This window comes from Paenarthrobacter sp. TA1.8 (genome assembly GCF_048595705.1).
GTDB classification, from domain to species: Bacteria; Actinomycetota; Actinomycetes; order Actinomycetales; family Micrococcaceae; genus Arthrobacter; species Arthrobacter nitroguajacolicus.
Genome location: NZ_CP184287.1, coordinates 4,777,927 through 4,790,513, shown reverse-complemented (window position 1 = coordinate 4,790,513; position 12,587 = coordinate 4,777,927). Strand labels below are relative to the sequence as shown.

General features: G+C 62.6%; 10 protein-coding genes. 6 read left to right on the top strand and 4 right to left on the bottom strand.

What is annotated here, in order from left to right; translation table 11 throughout:
- Positions 1 to 8: 8 nt before the first annotated feature.
- A complete protein-coding gene (locus ACNAOT_RS22345; RefSeq protein ID WP_420179456.1) occupies positions 9 to 662 on the top strand; it encodes an alpha/beta fold hydrolase in 654 nt (217 codons plus the stop codon).
- A gap of 8 nt (positions 663 to 670) precedes the next feature.
- Here ACNAOT_RS22345 and ACNAOT_RS22340 read toward each other — a convergent pair whose 3' ends face one another.
- Together ACNAOT_RS22340 and ACNAOT_RS22335 are read right to left on the bottom strand one after the other, a co-directional pair.
- Positions 671 to 1,333 carry a hypothetical protein gene (locus ACNAOT_RS22340; RefSeq protein WP_420179455.1) on the bottom strand — a complete coding sequence of 221 codons (663 nt, stop codon included), beginning with the start codon at positions 1,331 to 1,333 and terminating at the stop codon, positions 671 to 673.
- A 200-nt stretch (positions 1,334 to 1,533) separates the two neighbouring features.
- Positions 1,534 to 3,576, bottom strand: a complete 2,043-nt coding sequence (locus ACNAOT_RS22335; protein WP_420179454.1) for a beta-galactosidase — start codon at positions 3,574 to 3,576, stop codon at positions 1,534 to 1,536.
- A 194-nt stretch (positions 3,577 to 3,770) separates the two neighbouring features.
- Between ACNAOT_RS22335 and ACNAOT_RS22330 the strand changes: the two genes are divergently transcribed.
- The 5 genes from ACNAOT_RS22330 (at position 3,771) to ACNAOT_RS22310 (ending at position 9,185) form a co-directional block, all read left to right on the top strand.
- The gene (locus tag ACNAOT_RS22330) at positions 3,771 to 5,096 is read left to right on the top strand and encodes an ABC transporter substrate-binding protein (protein WP_420179453.1); all 1,326 of its coding nucleotides are present in this window, start codon (positions 3,771 to 3,773) and stop codon (positions 5,094 to 5,096) included.
- 111 nt (positions 5,097 to 5,207) lie between these two features.
- Entirely contained in the window at positions 5,208 to 6,173 is a 966-nt protein-coding gene (locus ACNAOT_RS22325; RefSeq protein ID WP_420181212.1) for a carbohydrate ABC transporter permease, read from the top strand.
- 2 nt (positions 6,174 to 6,175) lie between these two features.
- On the top strand, positions 6,176 to 7,093 hold the full coding sequence (locus tag ACNAOT_RS22320) for a carbohydrate ABC transporter permease (protein WP_420179452.1): 918 nt from the start codon (positions 6,176 to 6,178) through the stop codon (positions 7,091 to 7,093).
- Between the two features lie 19 nt (positions 7,094 to 7,112).
- Positions 7,113 to 8,129, top strand: a complete 1,017-nt coding sequence (locus tag ACNAOT_RS22315; RefSeq protein ID WP_091464067.1) for a LacI family DNA-binding transcriptional regulator — start codon at positions 7,113 to 7,115, stop codon at positions 8,127 to 8,129.
- Positions 8,130 to 8,174: 45 nt separating this feature from the next.
- Entirely contained in the window at positions 8,175 to 9,185 is a 1,011-nt protein-coding gene (locus ACNAOT_RS22310) for a YdcF family protein (protein WP_420179451.1), read from the top strand.
- 6 nt (positions 9,186 to 9,191) lie between these two features.
- Here the strand turns inward: ACNAOT_RS22310 and ACNAOT_RS22305 are convergent, their stop codons facing one another.
- Positions 9,192 to 11,234, bottom strand: a complete 2,043-nt coding sequence (locus ACNAOT_RS22305) for a glycoside hydrolase family 3 protein (protein WP_420179450.1) — start codon at positions 11,232 to 11,234, stop codon at positions 9,192 to 9,194.
- Between the two features lie 54 nt (positions 11,235 to 11,288).
- On the bottom strand, positions 11,289 to 12,581 hold the full coding sequence (locus ACNAOT_RS22300) for an exo-beta-N-acetylmuramidase NamZ domain-containing protein (protein WP_420179449.1): 1,293 nt from the start codon (positions 12,579 to 12,581) through the stop codon (positions 11,289 to 11,291).
- Positions 12,582 to 12,587: the final 6 nt, after the last annotated feature.

The following is a 12,587-nucleotide window of genomic DNA, read 5'->3' as shown; positions in this document are numbered from 1 at the left end:
AACGGGGAATGATGGCGGTTTTCGTACTGATTCACGGTGGTGGTTCCACCGCGTGGGACTGGCATTTGGTCAGCCCGCTGCTTGAAGCATCCGGGCATGGCGTCGTGGCAGTTGACCTGCCCATCGAAGACATCGACGCTGGACTTGAGGACTATACCCACGCGGTGACGGAAGCAGTTGGCGATGCTGAGCACACCATCGTGGTGGGCCACTCGCTGGGAGGCTTCACGGCACCGTTGGTGTGCGACGAACTCCACTCCGACGGTCTGGTGTATCTCTCGGCAATGATTCCCATGCCGGGTGAGACCTTCGGGGACTGGTGGGCCAACACCGGGCATGACCGGGAGACGATCCCCGATGACGCTTTCTTCAATCTTGTGCCTGATGAGTTGGCTCGCGAAGCCACTGAGAGGGAACGGGACCAGCAAGGCGCTTGGATGTCAGGGCCGTGGCCCGGCCGTCATCCCGAAGTTCCCACCTTGGCGATTTTGTGCCGGGATGACCAGTTCTTCCCAGCGCCCTTCATGAGGAGACAGGTACAACAGCGGCTTGGAATTGAACCGGTCGAGATCCCGGGGGGCCACTACGTTACCCTGAGCCATCCGGACGCTGTGGCGGCGGTACTCACCGATTTTGCTGAAAGGACCGCCAGGGAACGCTGAGGAACCGGTTAGGCAGGATCGATGTCGGTTCGCTTTGCCCGGACAACGTCCTTTGCGTCGGTGACATCCGACGGCTGGGGAGCAGGCACGAACAATGCAAGGGGCGGTGCGGCGGCACTGCAGTCCAGATCCGGAAGTGTAACGACGCTGCTGATCCGTTGTTGCCCTCCCTGGAGTTGTTCCATCCGGAACATCACGCCGGAGGCACTCAGTTCATCCGGCACGTCACCAGTTTCGGATGCCCAACGCACCAAGCAACCGTGCACCTCGGCGGTGCCGGGAACCGGGCCCGGCTGGACCTTCATAGGGAGGAAAGGATCAGGTCCCGGTCGGATGTCCGGGCGACGTTTCTGTGCGATGTCGTTCAACGGAGGCCTGGAAATGCGGACGCGGACTTCCAAGCCAGTGGTCTCCACCAGCTCGGGCAGGGTGAAGTCCGTAATATTCTGTGCCACAGCCTGCGCCTCGAGGGATTTGCGGGCCGCCGTGACCCACGGGTCAGCCTCTATGGGCCCGCTCGGCGCAGTTCCTTGCCATTCAACGGCCGGATAAGGAGGTGCGGGTCTCTTTTCCTCCCGGCATGCCGAGAGTCCGCCGGATACGGTCACCAGCAACAGCGATGCAGCAACAGCCTTGAAATACCGCGGCCGGGATGTCCTCGCGTCGCCCATGGTCAACCACCTTTGTTTGCGTTTTTTCGCCTGTCGAATCTATCACGGGCGCTTCAAGGCACAGGCAGTGGCCGCGGGTGCCAGCACGACGGCGGGTGGTTGGCTGACCTGTTCAGCCAGGGGGGGCGGTGGGTTGCCAGCCCGAACCGTAGTCGGTCCGGGCCGGCGGTCTGGTTTCAACGGCAGCCTGGTTCAGTGGGTCAGTGCTGGTCCGCCGGGGTGTGGACGACGCAGATGGTACCGGCGGGGACGTGCGCGGTTCCGCTGACCTTCTCACCGGAGAGCAGGTTGAGTCCGGTGGCGGGGTATTCGGCGTCGGCGTCCGTGTGGTTGATGAGGAAGGTGAACGTGCCTTCGTCGGAGCCGCGTGAAGCTACCTCCAGCCCGGCGACCGGTTGAACTCCAAGCTCAATTCCTGCAGCCCCCACTGCGTCCAGTACAACGTCGGCGAGGTGGCCGCCGTCGAGCTTTGTGGAAACGTACCAAGCGGTGCCGTTGCCGAACTCGTTCCGGGTGATGGCCGGGCCGGAGGCCGCGGGACCGGACGTGTAGCGGCTCAACACGCTGGCAGAGACGGGATGGATTTCCTCGGACCACACTGTGCCGGTGGCGCCGTTGCCCAGTGTGATGATCTCGTCCTCGCGCAAGGGCAGGAATTCGTGGATCTCCAAGCCGAGAACGTCGCGGAGGCCGCCCGGGGAGGCGCCTGCGGGAACGGTGTCGTTGACGTCCACGATCCCGGAGAAATAGGACACCATCAGATGCCCGCCGGCGTGGACATAGCGGCTGATGTTCGCCGCTGCGTTGTCGCCCACCAGATAGAGGGCCGGGGCGAGAACCAGGTCGTAACCGGAGAGGTCGGCCTCGGGGTGGGCGAAGTCCACGCTGATGCCGTGGTTCCACAGGACGGAGTAGAAGGACTCGATCCGTTCGCGATGGTCAAGGTCGCTGCTGGGCCGCCATTCCAGATCCTGCGCCCAGAACGACTCCACCTCCCAGAGGATGGCCACCCGCGACTGCACGGTTGAGCCCTTCACCGGGGCGAGCTTCCTGAGGTCGTCACCCAAGTCCAGGACCTCCCGCCAGATGCGCGTGCCGGTGCCGGCGTGGGGGAGCATTGCGGAGTGAAACTTTTCCGCGCCGTAGCGGGACGCCCGGAACTGGAAGAACATGATGGCATCGGCCCCGCGTGCCAGGTGTGACAGGCTGTTGCGGGCCAGCTCGCCGGGTCGCTTGGCGATGTTCCGGCCCTGCCAGTTCACGGCGCCCGTGGAGTGTTCCATCAGCATCCAAGGGCGGTTGCCTGCCAAGGACCGCGTGAGGTCGGCGTCCATGGAGAGCAGAACGTGGTTGTCGGTGCGCTGGGCAACCAGGTAGTGGTCGTTGGCCACGATGTCCACCTCCTTGGCCCATGCCCAGTAGTCAGCAGAAAGGCAGTTTGTGGCCATGAAATTAGTGGTCACGGGAAGGTGGGGCGTGTATTTCTTGATGACGTCGCGTTCGGCAATGAAACACTGCAGCATGGCGTCCGAGGTGAACCGCCGGAAGTCGAGCCGCTGGGCTTGGTTGCTGACGCTGGCCGAAAGCCTGGGTGCGTCGATCTCGTCCCATTCGCCGTACTTCTGGCCCCAGAAGAGGGTGCCCCAGGCCTGGTTAAGGGCGTCCAGGGTGCCATAGCGTGATCGAAGCCAGTCGCGGAACGCCACCACGGAATTCCGGTCGTAGGACTCACTGACCGGAGCGCCGTATTCATTGTGGACATGCCAAAGAACCAGCGCGGGGTGGGTGCCGTAGCGGCGTGCGAGCTGCTCCGTGATGTTGGTGGCGGCCCGTCGGTATTCCGGCGAGCTGGGGCTGACCATGCCACGCGATCCGTTGCCCAGAGTGACGCCCTCGCGGGTCACGGGACACGCTTGGGGGTACTTCTTCCAGAACCAGGCAGGTGGTGCCGCGGTAGGTGTTCCGAGGTCCACACTGATGCCGGCATCGGCGAGCAGGTCCATCAAGGCATCAAGCCATTCGAAGTCGTATTCACCTTCGCGCGGTTCGAGCAACACCCAGGAGAAGATGCCGATGCTGACCAGGTTGATCCCGGCCTCCTTCATCAGTGCGATGTCTTCCACCCAGACCTCACGGGGCCATTGCTCGGGGTTGTAGTCCCCGCCATAGCAAAGGCCGGCCGGTCGCTGTACCCAAGGCGCGGGTGCGCGTTGGGTGGCGGGGGCCTGCAGGACGTCTGTCATCGAATGATCTCCTTAGAACTGTGTGCGCTCCCAGTATTATCACAGCAATAGTTGCGCTGCCTAGATCAAATTGAGTGTTGACATGGATCACGTGGCTGTGACTAACTGGAACCGCTCACAGTCATACCGACTTCCGCTCGGATGAGCGATGAATCCCAGACAGCACCATTCAGCTTTTCGACAAGGAGGACGAAATGCGAAAGTCATTTCGTGCAGGCGCCGTAGCCATGCTCGCCGCGGCCACAATGCTCGCCGCAGGTTGTTCAGGAGGATCCACGGCAGGCAGCCAAAGCGCGGCCACCAGTGATCCCAACCAAAAAGTGGAACTGACCTACTGGGCTTGGGCCCCCAACCTGGAGAAGGTGGTGGAACTCTGGAACGAGAAAAATCCCACCATCCACGTCACCGTCAACAAGCAGGACGGTGGAGACCCGGCCGTGACAAAGCTGCTCACCGCAGTCAAAGCCGGCAGCGGCGCCCCGGACCTGATCCAAGCCGAGTACCAGAAGATCCCAACACTCGTTGCAGCCGATGCGCTCGCCGACCTCTCCGGCACCGTGGCCAACGAAACCAAGAGCCACTTTCCCGATGGCGTCTGGAACGATGTGACGCTGGGCGGCGACGCACTGTACTCCGTTCCCCAGGACACCGGCCCCATGGTCTTCTACTACCGTGCCGACATCTTCGAGAAACTGGGCATCGCTGTTCCGAAAACCTGGGAAGAGTATGCGGCCGCAGCAAAGACTGTTCACGCAGCAGACCCCGAGGCCTACCTCGGAACGTTCTCCTCCAACGATGCCGGATGGTTTACAGGCATGGCCCAGCAGGCCGGAGCTTCCTGGTGGGGCGTTGATGGCGACGCCTGGAATGTGAAGATCGCAGAAGAGCCAACGGAAAAGGTGGCTGGATTCTGGGGCGGCCTCGTAGAAGAGGGCGTCATCGACAACAAGCCCATGTACACCCCGGAGTGGAACACTGCACTGAACACCGGTAAGCAGGTTGGCTGGCTCAGCGCAGCTTGGGGCCCGGGCGTTTTCGAGGGTAACGCCGGAGCCACAGCCGGCATGTGGAAAGTGGCACCCATGCCGCAGTGGGATGCTTCCAAGCCCTCCACCGGCAACTGGGGCGGATCTTCCACTGCCGTGACGTCTCAGTCCAAGAACCTCGACGCCGCAGCCAAGTTCGCCACGTGGCTGAACACCGACCCTGAAGCAGTCAAGGCCCTGGTCAAGGAAGCAGGCATCTACCCCGCAGACACCGCAGGTGCGGAATCGTCCCTGACTGAGGCTCCTGCCTTCTTCTCAAACCAGCCCGATTTCTACAAGGTTGTTGGTGAGGCTGCGCAGAACGTGGGCTCCTTCACCTACGGCCCCAACGTCAACGTGGCTTACAACGCCTACAACGATCAGTTCGCGAAGGCCGCGCAGTCCAAGCAGAAGAGTGCCTTCCTGGACGCAGTCAGCAACATGCAGCAGGTCACCGTAGATGACCTGAAGAAGACCGGTTTCACGGTCAAGTAGCCGATCCAACTAAGTGCTTCAGCTGCGGGAGGCTGGTACCCCATCCTCCCGCAGCGTTTCCCACCCAGAGTCTTACCTTCGACCCACCACAAGGAAGTGCACCCCGTGGCAATGACCGTAACCAGGCCCGGTCCGGCGGCCGGAAGAACAGCCGATGCCCCGAGGCGGGCCAAGAACTTCAAATCCCGGGTGCTCATTCCCTATGTGATGCTTGCGCCCGGCATCATCCTTTTCCTCGTCTTCATGGCAGCGCCCATCATCTACACGTTGGTGCTCAGCTTCCAGAAGAAGAAGGTCAGCGGACTGGGCCTCGGCAAAGGCTCACAGAGCACTGCGTTCGCCGGTTTGGATAACTACGTCAGCGCGCTGACGGACCCGGAATTCCTGGGTAGCGTCCTGCGTGTCCTGACCTACGGACTCATTCTCATTCCGCTGATGCTCGGCTTCGCCCTGTTGTTTGCACTCCTGCTGGATTCCCGGCGTACCCGGGCCGGTACTTTCTCCCGCACTGCCATCTTCCTGCCGTACGCGGTGCCGGCAGTGATCAGCTCGCTCCTGTGGGGTTTCCTGTACCTTCCCGGCGTTAGCCCGTTCCACTTCCTGGCCCGGCAGTTCGGCATGGAACTGCCGTCGCTCCTGGATCCCAACCTGGTGACGTTCGCCATCTGCAACATCGCGCTGTGGGGTGGGGTGGGCTTCAACATGATCGTCATGTACACCTCGCTGAAAGCCGTTCCCAGTGAAATCTACGAGGCCGCCAAGCTGGATGGCTGCTCCGAGATTCAAACAGCCATCAGGATCAAGATCCCCATCATCGCTCCGTCGCTGGTGATGACCGCCCTCTTCTCGATGATCGCCACTTTGCAGGTCTTCGCCGAACCCACCACCCTGCGCCCCTTGGCCAACAGCCTTTCCACCAGCTGGTCCCCGCTCATGCTGGTGTACCGCGACGCTTTCACACGCAATGACGTCTACTCTGCGGCCGCCACAAGCATCGTGATTGCCCTGGCAACCTTCATCATTTCGTTCCTGTTCCTGCGCATCGTGCAGAAGCGGGCCTTCGGACAGGAGAACTGACCGTGACTGCCCTCGCCACGCCCCCGAAAAACCGCCCTGAAAACCCCAAGGCAACCAAGACCGGCCGGGCAAGCAAAGCCGAGTACGTCAAGGAGAAGCCCAGCTACCTCTCCACCGGAATCCTGATCCTCGGTGCGCTCTATTGCCTCTTCCCAGTGATCTGGGTTGTGGCTGCCGCGAGCAAGGACGGCACTGAGCTGTTTTCCACCTTTACCTTGGCTCCCAGCACGCATCTCTGGGACAACATCGTGGAGCTCACGGAATATCGCGATGGCCTGTTCTGGCGTTGGATGCTTAACACTGCCCTGTACGCGGGGGTCGGAGCCATTGTGTCCACCTGGGTATCCGCCCTCTCCGGCTATGTTCTGGCGAAGTTTGATTTTCCGGGCAAGTCCGGTGTCTTCAAGGTCCTGCTGATGGGCGTCCTGGTTCCCGGCGTTATTCTCGCCATCCCGCAGTACTTGATGCTCGCCCAGGCTGGCCTCACCAACACCTACTGGTCAGTCCTGTTGCCCCAGATCATCAGCCCCTATGGCATTTACCTGGCCCGCATTTACGCTGCTGCGTCCGTTCCTGGCGACGTTATTGAGGCTGCCCGCACCGAGGGCGCCAAGGAGATGTACATTTTCAACCGCATCGCCGCTCCCATGATGCTGCCGGGCCTGGTGACCATCTTCCTCTTCCAGTTCGTGGCCATCTGGAATAACTTCATGCTCCCGTACATCATGCTCGGCGACGACCAGCTGTTCCCCATTACCGTGGGCCTCAACGGTCTGCTCAACCAGGGTGCCTCAGCACCGGCCCTCTACACATTGGTCCTCGCGGGCGCGCTGCTCTCCATCGTTCCGTTGGTCATCATGTTCCTCCTGCTGCAGCGCTATTGGCGGGTCGATCTGGCTGCCGGCGCCGTGAAGGCATAGTCCTAGGTAGGCTTTGGTCATGACTCAACCCACCCCCCGGCCAAGGCCCAAAATCGACGATGTTGCCGCGGAAGCCGGCGTATCGCGAGGTACGGTCTCGCGGGTTCTCAATGGGGGCCACTGGGTTAGCCCGTCCGCGCTGGCCGCTGTTAACGCGGCCATCAAGAAGACCGGCTATCGCGTCAACCCGCACGCAAGGAACCTGGCCACCAACCGGGCCAACTCTGTGGCGTTCCTGCTCACGGAGACGCAGGAAAGGTTGTTCGAGGACCCCAACTTTGCTGTCCTCATGCGCGGGGCAGCGGATGCCCTGGCCGTGCACGACATCCCATTGGTCTTGATCATGGCCGGGACCGATGATGAACAACGGCGTGCCACGGACTTCCTCACTGCGGGCCATGTTGACGGTGTCCTTCTTATCTCCTCCCATGGGAGTCGGAAGGGCATCATCGCGGACATCATTGCTGCGGGCGTCCCTGCCATTGCGTGTGGTGTCCCCCTGGGTTTCGAAAAGAAGATGGGCTACGTTGCGGCGGACGACTACGAGGGTGCGCGTGACGTTCTGCGGTACATGCGCGACGGCGGACGGCAGCGGATTGCCCACATCGCCGGCCCTGCGGACACCTCGGGCGGTACGCGCCGACTCGAAGCGTACCGGGACGATCAGGGCGCGGACATCGATGAGGAACTCATTGCCCACGGCGATTACAGCCGCGACAGCGGGGCCAAAGCAATGCGCGAACTCCTCAACCGAAGCAGGAACATCGACGCCGTTTTCGCCGCGAACGACCTCATGGCGCTCGGTGCCATGGACGTGTTGCGGGAGGCAGGCCTGACAACGCCAGGTGACGTCGCCGTCGTCGGCTTCGACGACATCAAGGTCTCCCAGGAGGCGACGCCGCCGCTCACCACGGTCCGGCAGCCGTTCGATCGAATCAGCGAGGAGATGGTACGCCTGCTTTTGGACGTCATCAGCGGCAAGCGCCCGGCGGCCGTCACTATCCCCACCGAGTTGGTCATCCGCGAATCGGCCTGACCGGCGCAGCGCGAGGGCACCAGCCCCAGCGCATAGGCTTGGATCATGCTGAACCTGGTCCTTGGACTTCTCTTTGCGGGGCTCTTCCTGGCCTCGTTCCAGTCCGACCGGCGTCGGCTCCGAAACGGTGTGTTCCTGCTGGTGGCGGCATGGTTCCTCCTGCAGGCCCTTCTGGAGTTCCTGGTAGACCTGAACCCGTGGTTCGAATGGTTGAACCTGGTGGTCTTGGTAGTCCCGGTAGTGAGCATTTTCGTGTTCGCCGGCTTCCTGATAGCCAACGGCATCACGATGGTCCGCAGGGAAGGCCCCGGCATCACCAGCTTCCTGCCGATCGTGGTGGGACTCGCAGTGTTCCTCGCCCCGGTAGTCGCCTTCCTTTTTGTGCTGAGCGGGCAGCCGGTGTTGGCCGGAATTGCTGCTCTGGCCTTCTTCCTCTGCTCGTACCTCGGCTGCGCCTTCGTGGTGTTCCTGGGATACGCGGTGGTGTATTCGCGGATGCGTTTCAGCCCGAACCCGGCGGCCGTCATCGTCCTCGGCTCCGGCCTGATCAACGGCAAGGTCCCGCCGTTGCTCGCCGCCCGCTTGAACAAGGCCCTGGAAATTTACGACGGCGACACCCCGGCCAAGCCTGTCCTGGTACCTTCCGGGGGCCAGGGCCCGGATGAACCCCGGCCGGAGTCCACAGCGATGAAGGAGTACCTGGTGGCCAAAGGCGCGACTGCCACGGACGTGTTGGAGGAGAACCAGGCCACCACCACCCGCGAGAACCTTGTGTACTCGGTTGCCCTGTTGGCAGATAGGGGCATTCATGGGCCCTTGCTTGTGTGCACCAACAACTACCACGTACTGCGTGCAGCGCTCCTTTCCCGGCGCCAGAGGATCAACGCCGAGGTTGTGGGTGCTCCCACGGCCAGATACTTCGTGCCCAGTGCCTTCCTCCGGGAGTTCGTGGCCGTGATGAGGGACAACCGCCTAACCAACATCATCCTTTGCCTGCCGATGTTCGGGATTGCCCTGCTCATCACGGTCGCACTGATGAACTCTCCGGTGGTGTGACTCTTCCTAGGACTTGGGTAGCCCGGTGGTGAACGCGTGGCTCCACTCGGTGACGGAGCCAGCGGTGAAGACGTATCCCGGCTTGGGTTCCGCGGTGACGGTCACCGTGCCGGCAGGTTTCCTGTAGCTCCCGGCCGCGACTACCTTCCCGTCAACCAGGTACGACACACCCGCGACGGAGGGGATGGTGTAGTCATCCTGCCCATGGCCGGGTCGGTCGGTAAAGGTGACGGCCACCGGCGTCGCCGTTTCGTAGCTCAGGCCGAAGCCCAGCGGCAACAGGACGCCGTCGCCGTCGGCTTCGGGAATGTTGACCGGCAGCTTGCCGCTCGGGTTGATGGCGCCCGAAATGGCGCGGACGGCGCCGTGGAAGTTAACCTCCTTGACCCCATAACTGTTGAGCACGGCGTCGGCACCGGGGAAGACACTGATGTCGTAGGGATTTCGCGTGGCCACAACGATGACCGGCGTCCCCGTGGCTGCGAGATCCGCTACCATCTGTTGCTGCGCGGCGTTGCTGGTCGCGTTGTAAGAAGCGAAGACGACGGCGTCGACGTTGCCGGCGGCGGCTACGGCACGCGCGCGGTAGGCCGCGGACGGTGAGGCCCCATCCTCGTAGTCTTCCCTCACCGCAAATCCCTGGTCCTTAAGCATTGGACCGACGAGCTCCGGCCATGCTGAACCGGCTCCCACCATGAGGACCGAGCTGCCCGAAGCGAGTGGCAAAACCTGGCCTTCGTTGCGGAGCAGCGTGACGGCACGCTCGGAGATCAGCTTGGCCGTGGCCAGGTTCTCTGCGCTGCCCACGAGGGTGTCCACAGCGGCGGGATCGGCCAAGGGTTGCTCGAAGACCCCGCGCTTGACCTTCCATTCGAGGATCCTTCGGACTGACTCGTCCAGGCGGGCCTCGGTGATCTCGCCGGATCCGACGGCGGCGCGAACCCCAGCGAACGACGCATCCACATCCGGGGAGTTGAGGAGGATGTCGGAGCCGGCCTGGATCGCCTTCACTGCGATCTCTTCCTGAGGCCATTCGGCAGCCATTGCCGCCATATCCAGGGCATCGGTTGTCACCAAACCCTTGAAGCCCATTTCATCCCGAAGCAAGCCCGTGAGTACCTTGTGGGACAGGGTGCCGGGCATCTCCGGGTCAATTGCCTCCACAATGATGTGTGCCGTCATGACCATGTCCACGCCGCCATCGATTGCGGCTTTGAATGGCTTCAGATGCTGGTTGAGGGTCTCGCGATCGTAGGTAACGGTGGGCAGGCCGTAGTGGGAATCCACTGAGGTGTCGCCGTGGCCGGGGAAGTGCTTGGCGGCCGCACCTACGTTGTGCGCCTGAATGCCCGCTATCTGGGCGACCCCGAGTGCACTGACCAGCGCAGGGTCCTCACCCATGGAACGGATGCCAATGACGGGGTTGTCCGGGTTGGAGTTGAGATCCAGGACCGGTGCGAAGTCTACGTTGATACCCATGGCACGCATTTCGGAGCCCAGGATTTCACCTTGCGCCTTGGCAAGATTCGCGTCAGCGGTGGCGCCGAGGGCCATATTGCCCGGGAGAACCGTGGCGGGTGGCCCGATGCGGGCAACCAAACCACCTTCCTGGTCGATGGTGACCGCCAGTGGGATGCCGTTTCCGTCCTCCCGCATTGCCGTTTGCTGCAGGCCGTTGGAGAGGCCGGCAACCTGCTGGGGGTTGGCGGTGTTTCCGGACCATGCGAAGTAGAGGACGCCTCCGAGGTTGTACTTTTCCACCACCTCCGCGGGTGTGTTGACGCCGTACCGCTCTTGATTTTTTGCTGCCATGGAGGTGTCGTCCGCTGATGATCCGTAGACGTGCGTCCAGGTCATCTGGCCGATCTTTTCGTCAAGCGTCATGCCGGCGATCATCGCCTCGATGTCAGGCGAGGCGGAGACTGTCGTCGTGTTTTCTGTGGTGGGTACCGCCGCAAGTGCAGTGCCCGTGCCAGCCAACACCCCTGCGCCCGTCATTAACAGCGCGGTGGCCGCCGCCGTCATGAGTGAAGTTCGTTGTCTTTGCATGTGAATCCCAATCCCATCGTCCTTGTTGCGGTTGAGGTTTGTGTGTCTGTAGGACTAGCGCTTGCCGTTGTAGAGGAGGTACTCGCGGGTGTCGCGCACGAATTGGTCCAGTTCGGACCGCCAGCTGTCCATGATCGTCTTGGCACCAGCACCGGCGTCGAGCTGTTCAGCAAAGCGGGCCGAGCCGCTGAGCAGGCCCATCCACCGTCCGCCGTCGCCACGCCAACCGAAACCGGGATACAGGCGCTTGGCTTCGACCAGCATGTGGGTGCCCACTTCCAGGGCTTCAACGCGGGTGGCGTCGGTGATGTGAACTTGGACGCCGCCACAAATGAGGCCCTGGTTCTTGGAAAGTGTCGGCTGGAAGTACGCCTCGCGGAAGGTGACACCCGCAAGGCCCTTGCTGTTCAGGGCCTCCGCCCAGCGATAGTCCACGTAGGGTGCGCCGATGAGTTCGAACGGCCGGGTGGTTCCGCGACCTTCTGACATGTTGGTGGCCTCGAACAAGGCCGTGCCGGGGTACAGGGTGGCGGTTTCGGGTGTTGGCATGTTGGGGCTCGGCAGGATCCACGCCGCCCGGTTGTCCGGTCCCGTCATGTCGCGGCGCCATCCCTGGACCTCCACCACCTGAAGGTCCTGGATGGACTTGAGGCCGGCGGCCGGAAGGTGAATTGCGTTGAAGTATTTGGCGAGCTCGCCCACCGTCATCCCATGTTGGAGCGCAATGCCCAGTTGGCCGACGCCGGATTCGAACCCCTTCTGCAGGACCGGTCCGCGTGCCTGGCCGCCGATGGGGTTCGGGCGATCCAGGACAACAAACGTGGCACCGGTCCTGGATGCCGCCTGCATGGCTCCCCACATGGTCCAGATGTAGGTGTAGAAGCGTGCGCCGACATCCTGAATGTCGAAGCAGATGGTGTCCACCCCGGAGGCTTCGAAGAAGCCCACATAGTCGGCAACGGTGGCCCCGTAGGAGTCGTAGACCGTGATGCCGGTCCGAGGGTCCACGGATGTTCCTTCGCTGGCGCCATCCTGAGCGGTCCCCCTGAAGCCGTGCTCGGGTCCAAAGACCGCTCCGACCGCGACACCTTTGGCTGCCATGTCATCCACAATTGAGCGGAAGTTCGCCAGGACCCCGGTGGGGTTGGTAATAACTCCCACTTTGCGGCCGGCGAAGATGCTCCAGCCGTTGGCGGCGGCTACATCGGCGCCGCTGACTGGAGATGCCGGCTTCCCCGGCCGGGTCTGGTTCGTGCTGGCGGTTGCGCTGGGGGCAAAGGGCGCGACGACGACGGCAGCGGCCGCCAGCCCCGAAGCATGGAGCAGTTTTCTACGGTCGAGAGCCATGAAGAA